Source organism: Paenibacillus hemerocallicola, from assembly GCF_006265175.1.
GTDB lineage: Bacteria > Bacillota > Bacilli > Paenibacillales > NBRC-103111 > Paenibacillus_AB > Paenibacillus_AB hemerocallicola.
In genome coordinates this window covers 18410-36622 of the sequence record NZ_VDCQ01000021.1, presented here as the reverse complement: position 1 = coordinate 36622, position 18213 = coordinate 18410, and the positions used below count along the sequence as shown (strand labels likewise).

22 protein-coding genes are annotated in these 18213 nt (G+C 57.5%); 8 read left to right on the top strand and 14 right to left on the bottom strand.

From position 1 onward, the window contains the following. Positions 1-4: 4 nt before the first annotated feature. The 8 genes from FE784_RS40910 to FE784_RS16320 form a co-directional block, all read right to left on the bottom strand. Entirely contained in the window at positions 5-151 is a 147-nt protein-coding gene (locus tag FE784_RS40910; protein ID WP_176706270.1) for a hypothetical protein, read from the bottom strand. 35 nt (positions 152-186) lie between these two features. Further along, positions 187-576, bottom strand: a complete 390-nt coding sequence (locus FE784_RS16350) for a phage tail assembly chaperone (protein ID WP_139603291.1) — start codon at positions 574-576, stop codon at positions 187-189. 24 nt (positions 577-600) lie between these two features. Beyond that, positions 601-1005, bottom strand: coding sequence for a phage tail tube protein (locus FE784_RS16345; RefSeq protein ID WP_139603290.1), 405 nt, complete (start codon positions 1003-1005; stop codon positions 601-603). Between the two features lie 14 nt (positions 1006-1019). Then, positions 1020-2489 carry a phage tail sheath subtilisin-like domain-containing protein gene (locus tag FE784_RS16340; RefSeq protein ID WP_139603289.1) on the bottom strand — a complete coding sequence of 490 codons (1470 nt, stop codon included), beginning with the start codon at positions 2487-2489 and terminating at the stop codon, positions 1020-1022. After that, on the bottom strand, positions 2489-2710 hold the full coding sequence (locus tag FE784_RS16335; protein ID WP_139603288.1) for a YqzN/YkzM domain-containing protein: 222 nt from the start codon (positions 2708-2710) through the stop codon (positions 2489-2491). The genes FE784_RS16340 and FE784_RS16335 overlap by 1 nt, the downstream gene beginning before the upstream one ends. Positions 2711-2753: 43 nt before the next feature. Further along, positions 2754-3590, bottom strand: coding sequence for a hypothetical protein (locus FE784_RS16330; RefSeq protein ID WP_139603287.1), 837 nt, complete (start codon positions 3588-3590; stop codon positions 2754-2756). A gap of 115 nt (positions 3591-3705) precedes the next feature. Further along, a complete protein-coding gene (locus tag FE784_RS16325) occupies positions 3706-3927 on the bottom strand; it encodes a hypothetical protein (protein WP_139603286.1) in 222 nt (73 codons plus the stop codon). 561 nt (positions 3928-4488) lie between these two features. Further along, positions 4489-5127, bottom strand: a complete 639-nt coding sequence (locus tag FE784_RS16320) for a hypothetical protein (protein WP_139603285.1) — start codon at positions 5125-5127, stop codon at positions 4489-4491. Positions 5128-5326: 199 nt separating this feature from the next. Here FE784_RS16320 and FE784_RS16315 point away from each other — a divergent pair, with 199 nt between their 5' ends. From FE784_RS16315 to FE784_RS16305, 3 genes are all read left to right on the top strand, one after another. Then, a complete protein-coding gene (locus tag FE784_RS16315) occupies positions 5327-5728 on the top strand; it encodes a helix-turn-helix domain-containing protein (protein WP_246132063.1) in 402 nt (133 codons plus the stop codon). A gap of 272 nt (positions 5729-6000) precedes the next feature. Continuing rightward, the gene (locus tag FE784_RS16310; protein WP_139603283.1) at positions 6001-6633 is read left to right on the top strand and encodes an ImmA/IrrE family metallo-endopeptidase; all 633 of its coding nucleotides are present in this window, start codon (positions 6001-6003) and stop codon (positions 6631-6633) included. Continuing rightward, on the top strand, positions 6620-7042 hold the full coding sequence (locus FE784_RS16305; RefSeq protein WP_139603282.1) for a S24 family peptidase: 423 nt from the start codon (positions 6620-6622) through the stop codon (positions 7040-7042). Before FE784_RS16310 ends, FE784_RS16305 begins: the two co-directional genes overlap by 14 nt. 20 nt (positions 7043-7062) lie before the next feature. On the opposite strand, the gene FE784_RS16300 is transcribed toward FE784_RS16305, so the two are convergent. From FE784_RS16300 to FE784_RS16290, 3 genes are read right to left on the bottom strand one after another with little or no spacing between them, the layout of a single operon-like run. After that, positions 7063-8175: a PAS domain-containing sensor histidine kinase gene (locus FE784_RS16300; RefSeq protein WP_139603281.1), complete on the bottom strand. Its 1113-nt coding sequence runs from the start codon at positions 8173-8175 to the stop codon at positions 7063-7065. Further along, a complete protein-coding gene (locus tag FE784_RS16295) occupies positions 8168-8821 on the bottom strand; it encodes a response regulator transcription factor (RefSeq protein WP_139603280.1) in 654 nt (217 codons plus the stop codon). The genes FE784_RS16300 and FE784_RS16295 overlap by 8 nt, the downstream gene beginning before the upstream one ends. Before the next feature lie 60 nt (positions 8822-8881). Then, positions 8882-9337 (bottom strand): GAF domain-containing protein, encoded by a 456-nt coding sequence (locus tag FE784_RS16290; protein WP_176706274.1) that lies wholly within the window; start codon positions 9335-9337, stop codon positions 8882-8884. 296 nt (positions 9338-9633) lie between these two features. Between FE784_RS16290 and FE784_RS16285 the strand changes: the two genes are divergently transcribed. Further along, positions 9634-10377 (top strand): Crp/Fnr family transcriptional regulator, encoded by a 744-nt coding sequence (locus FE784_RS16285; protein ID WP_246132055.1) that lies wholly within the window; start codon positions 9634-9636, stop codon positions 10375-10377. An 88-nt stretch (positions 10378-10465) separates the two neighbouring features. Here the strand turns inward: FE784_RS16285 and FE784_RS16280 are convergent, their stop codons facing one another. Further along, complete coding sequence (locus FE784_RS16280; RefSeq protein ID WP_176706273.1) at positions 10466-10975, bottom strand: CcdC family protein; 510 nt, start codon at positions 10973-10975, stop codon at positions 10466-10468. Between the two features lie 176 nt (positions 10976-11151). Further along, the gene (locus tag FE784_RS16275) at positions 11152-12210 is read right to left on the bottom strand and encodes a DUF7309 domain-containing protein (RefSeq protein WP_139603277.1); all 1059 of its coding nucleotides are present in this window, start codon (positions 12208-12210) and stop codon (positions 11152-11154) included. A gap of 164 nt (positions 12211-12374) precedes the next feature. Between FE784_RS16275 and FE784_RS16270 the strand changes: the two genes are divergently transcribed. The 4 genes from FE784_RS16270 to FE784_RS16255 all read left to right on the top strand — a co-directional run bounded on the left by FE784_RS16270 (position 12375) and on the right by FE784_RS16255 (position 17589). Further along, entirely contained in the window at positions 12375-12875 is a 501-nt protein-coding gene (locus tag FE784_RS16270) for a MarR family winged helix-turn-helix transcriptional regulator (RefSeq protein WP_139603276.1), read from the top strand. Next, complete coding sequence (locus tag FE784_RS16265; protein WP_176706272.1) at positions 12847-14604, top strand: ABC transporter ATP-binding protein; 1758 nt, start codon at positions 12847-12849, stop codon at positions 14602-14604. The genes FE784_RS16270 and FE784_RS16265 overlap by 29 nt, the downstream gene beginning before the upstream one ends. Positions 14605-14653: 49 nt before the next feature. Continuing rightward, a complete protein-coding gene (locus FE784_RS16260; RefSeq protein WP_139603365.1) occupies positions 14654-16468 on the top strand; it encodes an ABC transporter ATP-binding protein in 1815 nt (604 codons plus the stop codon). A 647-nt stretch (positions 16469-17115) separates the two neighbouring features. Next, on the top strand, positions 17116-17589 hold the full coding sequence (locus FE784_RS16255; protein ID WP_139603275.1) for a hypothetical protein: 474 nt from the start codon (positions 17116-17118) through the stop codon (positions 17587-17589). Positions 17590-17642: 53 nt separating this feature from the next. Here the strand turns inward: FE784_RS16255 and FE784_RS16250 are convergent, their stop codons facing one another. Further along, positions 17643-18176, bottom strand: a complete 534-nt coding sequence (locus FE784_RS16250; RefSeq protein WP_139603274.1) for a DinB family protein — start codon at positions 18174-18176, stop codon at positions 17643-17645. Positions 18177-18213: the final 37 nt, after the last annotated feature.

Sequence of the window (18213 nt, the reverse complement as noted above, 5' to 3'; positions counted from 1 at the left end):
TTTTTCACCGCCTTCCACGCCGCGCTGCTTGCGCCTTGTACGCCCGCGCCTCCGCCTCCAGCTCCATCTCCATACTCGCGAGAAGGAACAGCTGCTCGCCGCGCGGCAGCTGCCAGAACGCTCCGGGGCGCAGGTGGTGCCTTACCCACATGACGTGCAGCATGCCCGCCAGCCCCCCGGAGTCGATCAGTTTTTTACTTCGTCGAGCGTCGTGTTGAAGCCGCTCAAGTCCAGCACCTCGTCGCCCAAGGCGGACAATTCGCCGGCCAGCAAAATGCGCTTGATCACTTCCTCGCCGCCGCTTGCCTCATACTTCGCCAACAGCCGGGAGTCTCCCCAGTTGGGGGAGACGGTGGCCGCGGCGATGAGGGCGACGTTGAACTGCTCTTCGTCGAGCCGCTCGGATTTTTGTCCGCGGCGGTCGGAGCGCTCGGTGCAGCGTTCGCGCAGCATGTACACCTGCTTGCCGGTCAGGCCGCGAAGCGTGACCGGGATGCCGAGGCGCTGCAGCGTGACGGTTTTCTCCGGAAGCTTGTCGGCGTCGAGCAGCTTTTGCAAAATTTGATCGTCCATCATCGTCGTGTTCCTCCCGTATCGTCGTTATACCGCTTGTACGCGGTCGTTCAGCGCGTATTCCTCGAACGTGAAGGAAACCTCTTCCTTCACTTCCTCGCCGGCCGTCCAGTTCGCCAATTGCAGCTTGTCCAGCATGACGTTTTTCAACGTAATGGTCTCGTAGCCGTACGCCTCCGGATCCTCCAACTTGCTGATCAGCTCGAATTTGTCGAAGCCGCGGGCGATCATGTCGCTCGTCACCTTGAAGCCGCTGATCGTGCCCGTCCCCTTCATCGGGCCTTTCTTATGCCGGACCCACGGGTCGCCGGCCAAGTTCAATTCCCGCTTCTGTATCTCCACGCTGGCCTCCAGGTGGTTAAAGTTGCTCTGCCAAATGCCGCCGATAAAAATTTTGCCGTACGTCCCCATAAATACGCGACTTGCATCCATAGTTCAGTTCCTCCTCAGAGCACGATAAACGTGCCGAAAATTTGTTCCATCACATCGGTCAGACGAGCTTCCCAGTTCAAATACACTTGATCCGGCTCCGGTGTAAGCACGGCGTTCGGTCCGTAATATTGCGGATTCAAATACACATCCCAGCCCTCGGTCTCGATGACGCCCGATTGCGCAAGCGACAGCATGTATTGCCTGGCCGCGCCGATCAAGGCGAGTCGGCCTTCCGCGGTGTTATTCACCTTGCCGATATAACCGCTCTCCGCGGAAGCAATCAGATCGGCCTGAATGGCGTCGATTACGCGCAGCGTGCGAATTTTTTTCCAGGCATTGTTTTGGCCTTGACGGAGGCTCGTGAGCGAGTTGATGCCGCGAAGCGCCTTGACCCTCTTGCCGTCGTGGACAAGCAGGAATACGCCTCCGGCAGCCGCCTGCTCCTGTTCGCCCCGGGTCCAACGGCGGGTAACATCCTGGAAGGGAGCGGGCGCATACGTCGTCGATTCGCTCAGCTTCTGGCCGGCGATAAGTCCGGCTACATAGGCGGAGATTTGCGCCGAGTTGTAGCTGACTCCGTCCAGGATCGCTCCCGTACCGACATTGACGACCGCTTCGTGATTGAAGGCGGCGCTGCGTGCCGCCGCCAAGCTGACGGCGGAAGCGGAAGTATCGTCTGCCGACGATCCTCCCAATACGGCCATAATCGTCTTGCCTTCGCTGCGGACCCGATCGACCCAAGAGACGACACTGGTCCGAATCGCCGGATCGGCTACGCCGTCCAGCGCGAACAGGTTGAATTCCTGCGTCTCGCAAGCGGATAGCGCGTTCGTGTAGTCGGACGCCGCGATGCCGTCGATGCCCGAATCGCCTCCGGCAAACGGGAATCCGCTGCCGTCTTTCAATTGACCGTTGCCGTCTGCCAGCTTGGTCGCGACAATCCATTTGTTGGCGGAATCCTGGTTGATCGCATCCACGGCGGCCTGAGCCGAATTGCCGGCAAAGGTGAACGTCTTCAGCAAGATCGTCCCTTCGAGCAGACGGACATCCTTCTTGGCGGCATCGATCGGATTCGGCTGAATCGTCACTTTAAATTGGTTGCCTCTATCGCCTGCGTACTTGGCTTCCAGCTTCACGATATTCACGGGTGTTTCGCCCGAATCCTGCAGCGTGCAGACCGCTTTGGCCGTGTCGGAATCGGCGATGCGGTAAGCAAGCACGGTTTTGGCGCCTCCCAGCAGCGCCAGCTTCAAGGAGGAATAGGCCGTGGCTCCGGCCGATTCGTTGCTCGTATACGTTTCGTCGACGGCGGCCAAGCTCGCAATTTCCACAAATTGCTTGACCGGACCCCAGTGCGCCTTGACCGGCAAAGCTACGATCCCTCTCGCTCCCGGTTGAACCGCCGCAATCGCGGCAGCCTGAAAATTCATATACATGCCCGGCAATACGGGCATTTCGGTTTTGCTCCAAGTCCCTCCAGCCATTACAGATACACCTTCCTTTGTTGGAATTGGCGGATCAGCCGCCCCATTTCTTCAATCGCGTACGCTTCTTTCCCGCTGCCGAACAGCGCGCCAGCCACAACCTCCGGTTTGACTCCGAAAAGGTTCGCGGCCCCCGCGAGCAGCTCTTCTCTCGTATATTCGGGCGGGTTCGGACGCTGTTCTTCCACGGCTTGCTGCTGCGTTTCCTTTTTACCGGCCATGCGAGTGATTCCCTCCTTCTATGGTTAGAGACGGCGTATCGGGCTAGCCGAAGCCGCCTTCATAATGAACTTGTCCGATCAACGGTCCGCCCGGCGGCGTTTTTTGTACGCTTTGCCGGAAAACGACGTTTAGCTGTCCGGTGGCAAATCCGTCCGCATCGTACGCTCCCGTGACCCCCCCGGGTAAAATATACCGATTGGCTACCGGATCGACGGACAACTTCGTCGTGCTCCCCAGCCTCTCGACCAGCGTTCCGGTCATCGTGTATCGTTCCTCGTCGGTACGTCCGAGAATATGGCCGACCAGGGTCTTGGTATGCTCGGCGGTGGCCGCACTCCGCTCTGTCGTCGCCGCTTGTTCGAGCCTCCACAGAATGGCCGGCGCCGAATAATGCTGCGGCCAATGCTGCCGGTATACATGCCACTCGGCACCCGCTACCGTCGATGTCCAATCGCATAAAGTCTCGAGCCAAAGATCCGAAGACGATCCGGCTTCAACAGCTCCAACGGCATAGACCGAAACCTGCAAAACATGCACAAGCGCCTGCAGCGCCTCGTCGATTCGTTCAGGCGCAATCAAGCCTTCATACAAGCATGTAAAATCCGGAGCGGACGTCCCCGTGGAGAGCTTGACGCCATGAATCGCCTGAACCGCCTGATCGGCCAGTTGATCCAAAGCGGCCGCCGCGTCTGTCTCCCCGTGCAAAGCAACCTCATACGTACGTTTCATCCCGAGCCAAGACGACAGCTTCAGTTGTCCGGCCAGCTTTACCGTTACGTAGGGCTTGACGGTGGCGCTCGACGGCTCGTGCACGTCGTAGCAGCGTCCCGCTATGGCGGACAGCTCGTCCGCGAGTCTTGCTTTAATTGCTGCGCGCATATGCGTACCACCTCGACCGTTCCTTCTTTAGCTCGCGTCATCCTTGCCAGCCCCAACCTTGGCCCGGTCCATCCCGGGGCCGTATGCCGTTCCCCTGTACCCGCAACTTTGGCGTTCACCCCCTTTCGCGGCCGTCCTCATCCGGAACGGTCTCTTTGATGCAGACCGGCATCATGCAAAATTGCCGGCTCGCCTCCCAGCGGCCCCAAACGCACGCCACGCATCGGGGCGGCTGTTTGAACGGACATTCGTCGTTCTGACCGGACGCGCCGGACCGCTCGGCTAATCCGTTACGGCTTGCCGCGTATGCGGCCGGTCGACTTGAAATTTCCATCATGCTTGTTCCCCCTTTCGATTTCGGCTCTATCCGGTTCCGGGCAACAAAATAACCCCACAAAGCGGGGCAGATTGTTGAGAAAGTATACAAAAAGAGGAAGCGAGGAAGGCAAGGGTAGGGGAATGCACCCCACTTCCGTTAAAATCGAGTTATTTGGATGTTTATTAGCGGGTATAACCCGATTTGTAACGTCAGACGCTCCGCTTTACGTACATTTCCCAACCCCTTTCAGACAGTGCTGTTCTCTTTTTGACTTTCTCAACCATCTAAAAGTGGGGCTTTTGCTTCGATGCTTATCCAGGTACTTTGCGGGGACCCCGAAACTTTTAAATTCTATCCTGGCAAAAAAACCGCCTGGAGGGCGGTCGGTTTCCGAAATGCAGTCGGACTTTCGACTTCACGGATCTTCGGTCTATTTAAATTGTTTTCTTGGAGAAAAATCTCCGCTTCGTTTCATTTCGTGTTCCTGTTTCGAGTATACAATAGGAACATATGTTCGTACAAATTTCGTCGGGCTTGTCCTTTTTGTCGAAAAGGTAAACCGTTCGCATTCGGTCCCGATTACGAGGCTCCCTGCCGGCCCACCCCGAAAATGTCCTCGGCCAAGCGCCGCACCAGCTCCAGCTTCAGCTCGTGCAGCCGTTGGCGGGATACTCCGATATGCTGGGCGATGCGGTTCATCCGTTCGCCTTCCATGATGCATTCCAGAATGGTCCGCTGGCGATCGTCGACCAACCGCTCGGCCGCCGCGTCGATTCGCGCCACCGTCGCCTCCAGCTGCTTCAAGCGGGTCCAATGCTTCTCGCGTCGTTGCGCTTCCCGATGGACCGAATTCGCGTGTGTCCCTTTTCCTTTGGGCATGACGCCGTCCAGTCCGTACACGCCGGTAAGCCCCACACCCGCTTCCTCCAACATGCCTCTTAACCGTTCGATTTCGCGGAGCATCCACGGATAGTCCTTCAGCTCCCGCTCGATCTGCTCCATCTGTTCGGTTCGTGCCGGATGCTTGTCCGGATCGCGGGCATAGTAGATCGCTCTCGTTTCCTTTACCGTTATTTCCCATTGCGGACATTCCTCGATTTCTCCGATGGATCGCTGGTGCACCCGACAAATGCTCTTCGCCCCCCATACGCTCCCCGGACAGTGCCCGCATACCTCGTCCCGGCAATAATCGATTTGCTCCACCGATCTCTTCTTCATCCCTACAGCCCCTTTCCTATTTGAAAAATACGCTAATCGCGTCCGAACTTCGTGTCATCGAATAAGAACGTTTGTTCCCATAGTTCTATTATGTACGCGTTACGCGTACTTTTCAACCATAATTTTGGAATTGCTTCCTAATATATTGAAAAAAAGTTCGCGATGTGCGATTATTAAGGGGAATAGACGTTTGGTCGAAATGAAATGGAGTGTGGCCCGGATGATCGGCGAAACGATCGCGCAGCTGCGCAAACAGAAGCGCTGGTCCCAACTTATTGTGGCGACCCGTCTCGGCATCGCCAAGAGCACCTACGCCGGCTACGAATCGGGATACCGCGAGCCTTCTCTGGACACGCTCCGTCAGTTGGCCGAGTTGTTCGAGGTTAGCCTGGACCGGATGGTCGGGCAAAGGGAGGCCGGGCAATCCGTTCCGGAACCGACTCGCGCCGTCGCGACGGAACCGGACGATCCGGAGCTCGGCATTTGGTTCAAGGAGCTGCTGGAGGCTCCGGAGGAACGAAGGGAAGAGCTGCGCAAAATATGGGAAATTATTAAGATCCGGGAAGCCGAACGAAAGCCCGGGGATAAGCAAGGCGAGTAAGGATCCGTTTAAGCGACGACGTTGTATCGTTGCCGCGGAAACTGATTTTGTATGGCAAGGATTACGCCGCTCTTAACGGAAGGATCCATGCGAGACAGTTGCTAAGCGGAGCGGGAAGACGGTGTCTTGCAGCCGATGCGAAGCAGGCGCAAGATGGACGCGGGGACAGTCGATAGGACTGGTTTGTTGATTGTACGCCCTCTGGAGGGGCTTTTCTTTCCGGCAAAAAGCGAACATACATTCTATTCTTCCAATGAAAGGGGATTTCGTTTATGTATAACTATCCGAGCACGGCACTGGAGCAATCGGTCGAGAGACTGTATCGCGCCATGGATATTCGGGAGCCGCACCAGCTGGACCCGGAGACAATCGCCCATAAGCTCGGCATCTGGATTCATTATGCGCCGTTCGCGAGTCAGGCTATCGATCGGGGCGGACTGCAATCGATCGTGCTCGACAACCGTTTATCGCGTCAGGAGCAGTGGCAGGATTTCGGCCACGAGCTGTGCCACGTGCAGCATCATGCGGGCAATCAGCTGGCCATGGGGGAATCGTTCATCCGCTTTCAGGAGACGAAGGCGAACAATTTCGCCTATCATTTCTGCGTGCCTACCTTTATGTTGCTGCGAAGCGAGCTTCCCGGCCATGAAGCCGAAGCGGTCGCGGCGATCGCATCGGGATTCGGGGTTACGCCCGAGTTCGCCCGGGAAAGGCTGACGCGCCATAACCGGCAGGTGACGTCCAACCGGCTCGCGGCGAAGCTGACCGCCTATTTTCACGCGGAAGAAATAGTCAAGCGAAGCGAAGGGATCGATTATATCGTGCCGACCGGGCGGGCGAAAATGCTGTTTTGCCGGGAGCGCGGGGTGCTGGGCTATATGAGGGACAACGATGCATCCGAATAAAGTGATCCCCGTCGCCGCGACCGGCTATACGAGAAAGTTTTTTACGCTTGACCTGGAGTCGACCGATCTGGCCGACCGGGAGCACCTGTTGCTGAGCGGATATTCGGATGCGCTATTCGCTCTGCGTGCCGGCGACGACGGCTTGGATTCGCTGGGAGTGAAGCGGGGCGACTACTTGCTGTTCAGCACGACGGCCCCGCTCAAATCGGCCGGTCAAATCTCGCTTGTCCGTCAGGAGGACGAATTTATTATCCGCGAGACGTACTGGAGCGGCGATATGACGGAGCTGCGCGTTCCCGGCGATGTTTATCCCGCGCTTCACGTACCGACGGAGAACATTCGCATAACCGCCGTGCTGTCCGACGTAATCAAGGATAACGAGCTCGCCCCGATCGTCCGTTTTGATTGAACGCGCGAATACAGCCGCGCTTAGCCTGCGGGCACGGTCAACGTAACCGTAGTGCCTGCGCCTGGGGCCGATTCGACGGCGAGCCGGCCGCCGACTCCGCGGGCCCGCTCTTCCATGCTGAACAGCCCGACGCCGTGTCCCCTGCGATCGGCTTCGAACCCTTTGCCGCGGTCCGAGATCGTCGCGACTACGCCATCCTCCGTCTCCTTGATCGAGACGGCCGCTTCCGAGACGTCGGCGTATTTTCCGATATTGGCCAGCGCTTCCTGAATAATCCGGTACACCGCCGTTTCCTTAAGGACATCGAGCCGTTTGCGCAGATCGCAATCGAAGTGCACCTTGATGCCGTAATGCTGCGCAAAGTTGGCGATATGCGAGCGGACGGCGGGGACGACGCCCAGATCGTCCAGCACGGACGGACGTATTTCCCACGCCAGCCCTCTCACGTCCTCGATTAAGGAAGACACGTCAAGCCGCAGACGCTCAAGCTCCGCATGCTTTTGCTCGGCGATAAGCCGGTCCATCTGGATGAGCAGCGAGAACAAGCTTTGACCGATCCCGTCGTGCAGCTCGCGGGAAAACCGGCGGCGCTCCTCCTCCTGAATTTCCATCACCCGGGTCATCATGCGCTGCAGCTCCTCTTCCGCTCTTTTCAGCTGCGTGACTTCATTGCGGACGGCCAAATATTGATACGGCTTGCCCTGCTCGTCGCGAAACGGCACGATCGTCGTATTGACCCAATAAAACGAGCCGTCCTTGGCACGGTTTTTGATTTCGCCGCGCCATATGCTTCCGGACGAGATCGTGCGCCACAGCTCCTGCATGTACGCTTTGCCATGGTGGCCGGAGTTGATGATCCGATGATCCTGGCCGAGCAGCTCCTCGCGGGAATATTGGGATATCCGGCAAAACGGATCGTTCACGAACGTAATGACGCCCCTCCGGTCGGTCACGGCGACAATCGTCGATTCATCGAGCGCCAGCTTCAGATCGGCCAGCTGCTCCAACGATTGCTTCACCCGTTCGCGGAAAAGCTCGTCGGCGATATGACCGTCCAACTGGGCCAGCAGCAATTGGGCGTCCTGGCCGATACCCGCCGATTGCTGTCCGTAACGTCCGCGGTTGTTACTCAAAGTGCAACAGTCCTTTCTTGAGGGCAAACTTGACGAGCTCCGGCCGCGTCTTCAGCCCGAGCTTCTCCATCAGATTGCTTTTGTGCGACTCCACCGTTTTGACGCTGATGATCAGATGCTCGGCGATTTCCTTGTTGGAGTACCCTTTGGCCGTCCAAGCCAAAATTTCTTTCTCCCGCTCGGACAACGACTCGTACGTCCCCGCGCTCTCGCCGTTTTTCAGCTTGTCGATATATTCGCTCATGAGCCGCTTCGTAGCCGTAGGGTACAGATAGGCGTCTCCCGTCGCCACCGAACGGATCGCCGCCAGCAGCTCGTCGTGGGGGGCGCTTTTCAAAATATAGCCCGAAGCGCCGGCTTGAATCGCCCGGAACAAATATTCCTCGTCGTCGTGCATCGTCAAGATGAGCACGGCGGTATCCGCCAGCTCCTTCTTCAGCTCTTTCGTTGCCGTCAGCCCGTCCTTGCCATGCGGCATGCTGAGATCCATCAACACGACATCGGGACGCAGCCGGGCCGCCTTCTCGATCGCCTCGTCCCCGTCCGCCGCTTCGCCTACGACCTGCAGGCCGCTTTTGCCGTCCAGCAAAGACATCAACCCGGAGCGAACGACCGCATGATCGTCCACCACCATAATCCGGACCATCCTCCATTCGCCTCCTTTTCCATTCATCATACCAATCCCGGCGAAAACGCTCAATAGCCCCTATACCATTTGACCGGCTCCACCGGCACAAGTCGCGGCATAACGATCGGCCTCCCGCTCGAGCAGCAATACTTCTGCGGGCACATAGTCCCGTGCCGTTCGACTGCCGATCAGGAGCACGCCGACGATGTCTGCGGCACTACGTATCGGGACGGCGACGGCCGCAAGCAAATTTTCCGCCAGCATAATCGGGTACTCCCTCCTCCGCTGCTCCGCATCCTCCTGCGTTCCGCCAATTGCGAGCGGCCTCCCATGCCGCACAACCCAGCCCGCAATACCCGCTCCCGCCTTCTCCTTCATATGCAAAAACCGTTCATTCCCATTCCCGCTGCCGCAAATCCAGCGGACCATCCGATCCGCTTCTTGCCCGGAAGAAGCGACGGCCGCAAAATCGGACGAAGTCCTTGCCCGCAACAGCTCCAACCGCTTCACCATTTCCGCCTGCATGGCCGGCATTGCCATCGCTCTCCTTTCCATACAACCCAAGTGCCGTTCGATCATTTACATGTATTGTAAACGATTGTCGGCCGTTCTGTATGTCGGGGAATTCCCTGAAAGTAGCGGTGGAATCCACCTATTGTGAAGCCGTATGCCCGGGCGGCCCGACAGCCTGCGACCGTGGCGGTGTGATTTACCTCACAGCAAGATAGGGGAATTCGGACCGAAAGTTCAGGCAATCCCCTGATGTCCGAAAAGCTCGGGGCGGCGTTAAGATAGAAGCAGGAACCAAGAAGATGAAGGGGGCACTCCTCATGACGGCGCATTGCATGGAGCAGCAAAACGGATTCAAGACGCCTGGCGAACGGAACAAACGATTTTTGTCGGAACCCAATTACGAGAAATGGAACGGACTCATGACGGTAAAACCGGCTTCGGCCGGAACGCGGCTGTTCTGGGAAGGAGAGGCTGCCGGAAAGCTGTACTACATCGTTTCCGGACGGGTGAAAACGAAGAAAACGACGGAAGACGGCAAAGACCTTATCCTGTCCGTGCTTGGCACTGGCGATCTGATCGGCGAATTCGGAGCTTACGGGGATACGACCCACAGCTACTGTGCCGAAGTATTCGAAGATGCGGAAATCGGGATTGTGCAGGAGCGGGATTTGGAGGCATTGCTGCGGCGTGACGGAGAGTTCGCGGTCGAGTTTATGAAATGGATCGGCCTTATGAACCGGATCGTCCAATCGAAATTCCGCGATCTGCTGCTGTACGGCAAGCCCGGCGCCCTCGCCTCCACGCTCATCCGCATGAGCAACACGTACGGTTCCCCGGACAAGGACGGCATCCGGATCGATATGCGGATGACCAACTCGGATATGGCCGAGCTGATCGGCACGACGCGGGAAAGCGTCAACCGGATGCTGAGCGCCATGAAAGACGAGGGTACGATCTCCGTATCGGACAACCGGATCGTTATCCGTCGCATCGACGACTTGCGCCGCATCTGCAACTGCCCTTCGTTCCCGGCTTGCCCGAAAGAAATTTGCCGGCTTTGAGCGGCCCACATGCCTCCGCAATTGCCGTAACGATAAAAACCCGCACCACGGCCTCCAAAGGCCATGAATGCGGGTTTTGCCGATCCGTTCAAGCTACGCCGCCGGCTTCGCTTCCCCGCCCTGCCAAGCTGTCGAGCTTGGCCCGGTAGCGGCGCGCCATCGCTAGACGCCATGGCACGATCATGCCGAAGGCGAGCAGAAAGAAGAGAGCCCCGGTCTGCGGGATGCTGACCGCCCGCTCGACAAGATCGTGCAGCAGCAGGCGAACGACTAGCAGCCCGATGATCATGAATACGAATGCTTTGGAACGCACCAAGTAAATGTCCCCGTCGCGGATTTCGAACTTGGAGGACCAGATGAGCGGATACGAGAACAACAAAGCTCCGGCCAACAGCGCGGCGGCCGCCCACAGCCAAGGAATATGCGTAAAGGGAAACAGAAACATGGCGAAGCCGGTCGACATGCCGAGCGGCGGCATTAATATTTTCTTGAGCGAAGTCGGCTTGGCCGATGCCTTCAGCCGTACCGCGATGACCGCAATGCCGCCGATCAAGGCTATCGCCACCGGCGCGATTTGGGGAATCGACAATGTGCTCACCCCGAACACCTCCGTGTTCCGTACAAAAACGAATGGCTACCCTCTTATCTTACTCCCGCCGTAAGCCGACTTCAACCTTGCCAGTTATGCCCGACCGGAGGCGCTTGACAATTATTGTGGACCTCGAGCCCGGAAAAAACGCGGATAGTTATCCTGCATATTAGGCCTCCGAAATGCTACATGCCATGGTTGATAGCTTCCTTTGCTTCCAATAAGGCCGGTATATAAGGGTTAAACTCGATCTGGATGCCGATATTCTCCGCACTGTTCTTCAAAGCCAAAAACGCCTTCCGAGAGCCGACCATGATTTTCGCCGGCTTGCGGTTTCCCTTCTCCAGCAGCCTGAGCATTTGCTCCACGTACAGTTCCCGGCAGTCCGGATGTGGTCCCAGTTGGACATCCATAATCATCGTACTCCTGCCGTCTACCCATAGACACAGACGCGGATAGTACGGCCTCTCTCCTTTGTCGCCTATCGTCATATAGGCATAGCTGAAGTCGGTTTCCCAAACTTCATCGGATTTTTTGATATTTTTTTTGCATTGCTTGAGTCTCAGTTCATCGGAATATTCATACGGCTCCGTTTTTAAGCTTTCGACATGCCACGGCAGCCATTCATCCCGCCAAACGATGCCGTTTTCCGTGCTTTGCGGCACACGATGCAATCGCTTCTCCCCGGTTCCATGCTCCATTTCGTCATGCTCGAAAAAAAGCTCTTCGTTAACGCGAAGCCGCTCCGCGACCAGAAAGGCTTGTTCAAGCGCATGGGTCAGGAACAGGACCTGTCCCTTGTTCAATCCCCAGGACGCGAAGCCCGGTTTATAATCGCGGAACTGCGGCCATTCGCGGGAGCCGCGGAATTTATAGCCCAGCTCGCGAATCAAGCCCAAATCTTCCTTGTCCAATTCATCCCGATCCTCGAAGGTTACGGAGATCGCCTGCGTACTATGCATCCGTTCTTCGCTGTCTTCCTCGAAATGCTCGCCCGCGCCGCTCAATTCCTGAAGAAGAGCGCCCGCTGTCGGCCCGGTATACACATTGAGGCCGTATTCCATCCCGCCTCCGCCCAGCACGACGCAGTAGCCGAGCTCCCCCGTCCCGGGGTCCGTTACGGCAAAATAATCATCATTGTTCATCCATTGCCAGCTGCCTTGCCGTTTAAACTTGATTGCGGCTTCAAACAGCCGTCGCCACTCTTCCTTATTCGCTTCCTTATTCGCTTCCGCTTCGCTCATTGCTTTGCGATACCTCCCGCAGATGCTTTTTTTATAGCTATTATGTCGGACACCTCTCAAGAAAGCAAGCCGCCGCAAGATCCGATGAAATGCATATTGACACCTTTCCCCAATCCGCTTACTCTATTATTAAATTAGCCGACTAACGAAAAGGATGGATGCTTATGGAGCCGAAATCGGCCGAGACGTCCCTTATGCGCATGATGGCCGGCATTATGCGGCAGCATCATTACAATTCCCATCTCATGCTGAAGGATCAGGACGTCCATCCCGGCCAGCCTCCGGTTTTATTCGAGCTGTCGAGGACTGACGGGCTTCGCCAAAGCGAGCTCGCCAAGCGGATGCGGGTCAAGCCCGCCACCCTCACCGTCATGCTGAACCGGATGGTCAAGAACGGCCACGTCGAACGGCGGGCCGACCCCGACGACCAGCGCGTTTCGCGCGTATTTTTGACGGATAAAGGACGGGCGGCGGTCGACGAGGTACGGGCCGCGCTGCATACGAGCGAAGAGTATGTGTTCGAAGGCGTAACGCCGGAGGAGAAGATGCTGTTGCGGCGCCTGCTGCTGCACATGTTCGATAATGTGAAGAAGGTCGAGCATATCATTAGCCGGCAAACGAAGGAGGAGCCGAATCATGCCGCGAACGCGAATAAGATGGATTGATTATTTAAAGCCTTACTGGCTCCCTGTGCTGCTCGCCCCCCTGCTTATGCTTGTCGAGGTGTTCATGGACCTGCTGCAGCCGAAGCTGATGGCCGACATCGTCAACAATGGCGTCATGACGGGCGACTTGTCCTATATCCGCAATACCGGATTGCTCATGCTCGGAGTAGCCGTAATCGGGCTCGTAGGCGGGATCGGCTGCACGGTCTACTCGAGCATCGCCTCGCAGCACTTCGGCGCGGATTTGCGCAAAGACGTGTTCGGCAAAGTGCAATCGTTTTCTTTCCGCAACCTGGATCGTTTCCAGGCCGGGTCGCTGGTCACGAGGCTGACGAACGATGTCGTGCAGATGCAGAATCTGGTCCAGATGACGCTGCGCATCCTGGTACGGTCTCCGTTTCTCGCGATCGGGAGCTGCATCATGGCCTTTATGCTCAGTCCCAAGCTTGCGATCATTCTCGTCGTGGCGATGCCGGTGCTGTTCGTCACCCAATATTTCTTGATCCGCTCATCCTTCCCGTTGTTCTCCAAAGTGCAGAACAAGCTCGACGGCGTCAACACCGTGCTTCAGGAAAATTTGTCAGGCATCCGCGTCGTTAAAGCATTTGTCCGTTCCGCATACGAGAACAGCCGTTTCGGCAAAGCGAATGGCGATTTCACGGAAATAGCGGTAAAAGCATCGCGTATCGTCGCCATCAACATGCCTATCATGATGTTTATCATGAATGCGAGCATCGTCGCCGTTCTATGGTTCGGCGCCGGCCTCAACTGGAACAATTCGCTGCAGATCGGCGACTTGATCGCTTTTATCAACTACGTGACCCAGCTGCTCTCTTCCCTGCTCATGGTCGGCATGATGATGGTGTCCGTCTCGCGGGCGAAGGCGTCGGGCGACCGGATCCGCGAAGTGCTGGAGACGGAGACGGAAATTCGCGATGCCGACGACGCCGAGACCGGCGTGATCCGCGCCGGACGGATCGAATTCGACCGCGTCTCGTTCAGGTACGATGCCGGGCGGGACGAATACGAGCTGAAGGACATCAGCTTTACGGCCGAACCCGGGCAAACGGTCGCCATTCTCGGCTCTACGGGGTCGGGCAAGTCGACGCTCGTCAACCTTATCTCCCGCCTATACGAAGTGTCGGAAGGCTCCATCCGGATCGACGGCGTCGATATTCGCCAAATCCGGCTGGAGCATCTGCGCCGCCAAGTGACGATGGTGCTCCAGCAAGCCATATTGTTCAGCGGTACGGTACGGGACAATATCCGCTTCGGCAGGCCGGAGGCGTCGCAGGAAGAAGTCGAGGAGGCTTCCCGCGCGGCGCAAGCCCACGAATTTATTTCGCGGATGCCGGACGGCTACGACGCGATTATCGGACAGCGCGGGGTCAATCTGTCCGGCGGGCAGAAGCAGAGGGTGTCGATCGCCCGCGCGCTGCTTGCCCGTCCGTCGATTCTCGTCCTGGACGACAGCACGAGCGCCGTCGATCTCGGGACGGAATCGCGTATCCAGCGTGCACTGAAGGAGCTCATGAGCGCCAGTACGACGATCGTCATCGCCCAGCGCATTTCTTCGGTCATGGACGCCGACCGCATTATCGTCATGGAAGAAGGACGGATCGCGGCAATCGGCACGCATGACGAATTAATGAGGACTTGCGCCGTCTATCAGGACATTTACGAGTCCCAGCTCGGGAAGGAGGAATTGAGCCATGGCGGAATCGCATAATTCAAACGATGCCCCTCCAACTCGGCCGCAGTCTCAGCCGATGGCGCCGATGGGGGGACCGGGCCCGATGGGAATGGGCGGCGGTCCGGGTCACGGCGCCCGCGGCATGATGCCGAAGGTGCGTCCGAAACGGCTCGGTCCGACGCTCAAACGGCTGTGGGGCTATATCGGCCGGCAGCGGGCGGGACTTGTCGCGGTATTCGTCCTGACCGCGCTCAGCTCGGGACTCGCTTTGATCGGCCCCTACCTGCTCGGGCGCGCAATCGATCTATATATTATTCCGAGGGACTACGACGGTCTCGTCTGGTTGTGCTGTACGCTGCTCGCCGTCTACGTGCTTAGCACGGCCATGGGTTGGATTCAGGCCTACGTGATGGCGGGCGTATCCCAGCGAACGGTGCGCGAAATGCGGCGCGACATGTTCGAGCATCTGCAGAAGCTGCCGTTGCGCTTCTTCGACAGCCGGACGCACGGCGAGCTGATGAGCCGGACGACGAACGACATCGAGAATGTATCCAATTCGCTCAATCAAAGCTTGTCGCAGCTCATCAATAGCGTCCTTACCATAATCGGCTCGCTCACGCTCATGCTGGGGCTGAACGTTTGGCTGACGCTCGTCAGCCTCGTCACCATTCCGCTGACGATGTTCGTTACGGGACAGATCGCCAAGCGCACCCGCAGCCATTTTACGGCGCAGCAGCGTCATCTCGGAGAGCTGAACGGCTATATCGAGGAAACGGTTACCGGACAAAAGGTCGTCAAATCGTTCCATAGGGAGCAAAAAGCGCTCGAGGAATTTCAGTCGCACAACGAGCAGCTGCGGAACGTCGGCATCCGGGCGCAAATATTGTCCGGCTTTATGGGCCCGGTGAACAACGTCATCAACAATTTCAGCTTCGCGCTGATCGCCGCGATCGGGGGCTGGATGGCCATCCGCGACTTCACTACGATCGGCGTCGTCGTCAGCTTCATGAACTACTCCCGGCAGTTTACGCGGCCGATCAACGATCTGGCCAACCAATTCAATATGATCCAGTCCGCTATCGCGGGAGCGGAGCGCGTCTTCGAAATTATGGATACCGGCACCGAATACGACGATGGCCGTCAGAGCGCCATCGACAAGCCGATCCGCGGCGAGGTCCGCTTCGACAACGTCACTTTCTCCTACAAGGAAGGCGTTCCCGTATTGAAAAACGTCACCTTGACGGCCAAGCCGGGGGACACCATCGCCTTGGTCGGACCTACGGGAGCGGGGAAAACGACCATCGTCAACCTGCTCACCCGCTTCTACGATATCGATCAAGGCAATGTTACGATCGACGGGGACGATCTGCGGGAATGGGACAAAAACCGGCTGCGCGGACAGCTCGGCATCGTGCTGCAGGACGCATACTTGTTCTCGGATACGATTCGCGAAAATATACGGTACGGCCGTCTCGACGCCACCGACGAGCAAATCGAAGCGGCCGGCAGGCTGGCCAATGCCGACACCTTCATCCGCAAGCTGCCGAGCGGCTACGACACGTTGCTGTCCGCGGAAGGCGGCAACCTGAGCCAAGGCCAGCGACAGTTGATTACGATCGCGCGGGCTATTCTCGCCGACCCGGCCATCCTCATTCTCGACGAAGCGACGAGCAGCGTCGACACGCGTACGGAAATGCATATCCAGGAAGCGATGAAATCGCTCATGCAAGGCCGGACCAGCTTCGTCATCGCGCACCGGCTGAGCACGATCCGCGAGGCGGACCAAATTCTCGTCATCAATGGCGGGGAAATTATCGAACGCGGAACCCATCACGAGCTGCTGGAACGCCGAGGCTTCTATTACGAGTTGTACACGAGCCAATTCAAACGGGTCGGGTAGGAGCAGCGGACAGCACCGCGAGCCCCTCAAGTCCGGGAACGATTCAGTTCCCGGCCAAGGGGCTTTGTGTATTGATTTTGTTGTCCGGATTTTGTTGCGCCCAGCATCATTCCCGTGCACAGATGATCGACCAACCGCCGCCATGCAGCGAAACACCGTGCGCTGGGAGGTTGCGGGCGGTGCGAAGAAAGTGTATGTACCGCATGATCAGGGAAGGCTGCCTGCCTTCGCCGACGCTTGCGGGACCGCGAATTCATACAATAGCGGAACCGACGTATGCTATTGCCCAGGTTCCCCTATTGTTTGCAAAATAAAGGAAAACCGCTCCGCTATTCCGCAGTCCACTGCCTATTTTCCCCCCGAAAGATCGAGATAGCGGAAGCCTGTTCCGCTATCTTCAAGCGTGAAGCGGAAATGGAGGCAATAACGGAACCCAGTTCCTCTATTTACGGCCACACGTTGTGCCCATCAAAAGGCCCCGGCTTGTATGCGGATCATGCTGTCGCCGTTTTTTTTGCAGATCCTGCCGTTGGATTTTTCCCTTGACCGGGAACTTGCCTCTGCATTACAATTAGCCCCGATGACTATTTCCGTCAAATACGATGGACTTACTTTACATATGAAATCCGGAGGAACAATACAAACTTATGTGGATCAAATCCGCCGTCATTTGCTGCTACTTGCTCGCTGCTTACTGGCTGTCCTCGCATTTCGGCATTTTGAAAATGTGCTTCTACCCGACCTTGGGCGCCTTCAGCTATTTCTTCATCAGCCGCAGCCTGAGCAAAAACGAGTCTGCCAAAGTCGTGACGGCGGCAGTCTCCGCTTCCGCGGCGGGCAGCCTCCTTCACGCGATGAGCCCGGGCCCTCTCGCGTTTCTGCTGACTTGCATCCTGACGATCGCCGCCATCCAGCTCATTCGGATCCAGGCGGCCCCGATACTGGCCGTGTCGCTCATTCCGTTCTTCGCCCCGCTGCCTGCCGTCTGGACGCTGCCCGTTTTCGTATGCGCCTCCCTGATGGGGTTGTTGGCCGCCTTGCAAATCTCGCGCGGGCTGGAAGCCGTCTGGGCTTCGGTGCGGATGGGCACGAAAGCGGAAACGAAAGCCGCCGATCTGTAACGGACTCGATGTCCGGCAGACGACGGCTTTTCTTTTGCGCCAACGATGGTTGGTTACGGCTTGGAGAGGACCGCCGCATAACGATTTTGCAGCACGACACCGTGGTGAAGCTCATGACCCGCTATAACATACGCCAATGCTCGAGCGGTAACGGCATTGCCGTTGACGACGGCGTTTCTCTCCCAAGCTTCCTCCGGCAAGCTCGCGATCAAGGAAAGCGTCGCTTGGCGTACCGCGGCGAAGCCTTCGAGCAGGCTCGTCAACGATAACCGTTCGAATGCCGCATTACGCACGTAATCGTTCTCGTCGAAGCCCGGAAGCGGAGAAGCGTCTCCTCTCGCCGCGCATAACATCCGGTAGCTCATGACGCGTTCCGTATCGGTCACGTGCCCGAGCAGCTGCTTGACGCTCCATTTCTCCGGCGCATACCGATACAGACCGTCCTCCTCGCGGATCGAGCCAAATAGCCGAAGCGCATGCTCCGTCTGTCCTTTCAGCAATTCCGTCAGATCGCCTTCCGGCACCAGGCCGATATACGGGGCAAAGTGGTTAGGGTATTCCGCAAGCTCGGGTTTACGCAGATTCATCCTCATCTCGCTCCTTTTGTTGTCGCCGCCCGCCAAC

Coding starts and splice junctions, on each gene's coding strand:
- FE784_RS40910 (WP_176706270.1), bottom strand. CDS start 151: ATGTGGGTAAGGCACCACCTGCGCCCCGGAGCGTTCTGGCAGCTGCCG.
- FE784_RS16350 (WP_139603291.1), bottom strand. CDS start 576: ATGATGGACGATCAAATTTTGCAAAAGCTGCTCGACGCCGACAAGCTT.
- FE784_RS16345 (WP_139603290.1), bottom strand. CDS start 1,005: ATGGATGCAAGTCGCGTATTTATGGGGACGTACGGCAAAATTTTTATC.
- FE784_RS16340 (WP_139603289.1), bottom strand. CDS start 2,489: ATGGCTGGAGGGACTTGGAGCAAAACCGAAATGCCCGTATTGCCGGGC.
- FE784_RS16335 (WP_139603288.1), bottom strand. CDS start 2,710: ATGGCCGGTAAAAAGGAAACGCAGCAGCAAGCCGTGGAAGAACAGCGT.
- FE784_RS16330 (WP_139603287.1), bottom strand. CDS start 3,590: ATGCGCGCAGCAATTAAAGCAAGACTCGCGGACGAGCTGTCCGCCATA.
- FE784_RS16325 (WP_139603286.1), bottom strand. CDS start 3,927: ATGATGGAAATTTCAAGTCGACCGGCCGCATACGCGGCAAGCCGTAAC.
- FE784_RS16320 (WP_139603285.1), bottom strand. CDS start 5,127: ATGAAGAAGAGATCGGTGGAGCAAATCGATTATTGCCGGGACGAGGTA.
- FE784_RS16315 (WP_246132063.1), top strand. CDS start 5,327: ATGAAATGGAGTGTGGCCCGGATGATCGGCGAAACGATCGCGCAGCTG.
- FE784_RS16310 (WP_139603283.1), top strand. CDS start 6,001: ATGTATAACTATCCGAGCACGGCACTGGAGCAATCGGTCGAGAGACTG.
- FE784_RS16305 (WP_139603282.1), top strand. CDS start 6,620: ATGCATCCGAATAAAGTGATCCCCGTCGCCGCGACCGGCTATACGAGA.
- FE784_RS16295 (WP_139603280.1), bottom strand. CDS start 8,821: ATGGTCCGGATTATGGTGGTGGACGATCATGCGGTCGTTCGCTCCGGG.
- FE784_RS16290 (WP_176706274.1), bottom strand. CDS start 9,337: ATGCCGGCCATGCAGGCGGAAATGGTGAAGCGGTTGGAGCTGTTGCGG.
- FE784_RS16285 (WP_246132055.1), top strand. CDS start 9,634: ATGACGGCGCATTGCATGGAGCAGCAAAACGGATTCAAGACGCCTGGC.
- FE784_RS16275 (WP_139603277.1), bottom strand. CDS start 12,210: ATGAGCGAAGCGGAAGCGAATAAGGAAGCGAATAAGGAAGAGTGGCGA.
- FE784_RS16270 (WP_139603276.1), top strand. CDS start 12,375: ATGGAGCCGAAATCGGCCGAGACGTCCCTTATGCGCATGATGGCCGGC.
- FE784_RS16265 (WP_176706272.1), top strand. CDS start 12,847: ATGCCGCGAACGCGAATAAGATGGATTGATTATTTAAAGCCTTACTGG.
- FE784_RS16260 (WP_139603365.1), top strand. CDS start 14,654: ATGGGGGGACCGGGCCCGATGGGAATGGGCGGCGGTCCGGGTCACGGC.
- FE784_RS16255 (WP_139603275.1), top strand. CDS start 17,116: ATGTGGATCAAATCCGCCGTCATTTGCTGCTACTTGCTCGCTGCTTAC.
- FE784_RS16250 (WP_139603274.1), bottom strand. CDS start 18,176: ATGAATCTGCGTAAACCCGAGCTTGCGGAATACCCTAACCACTTTGCC.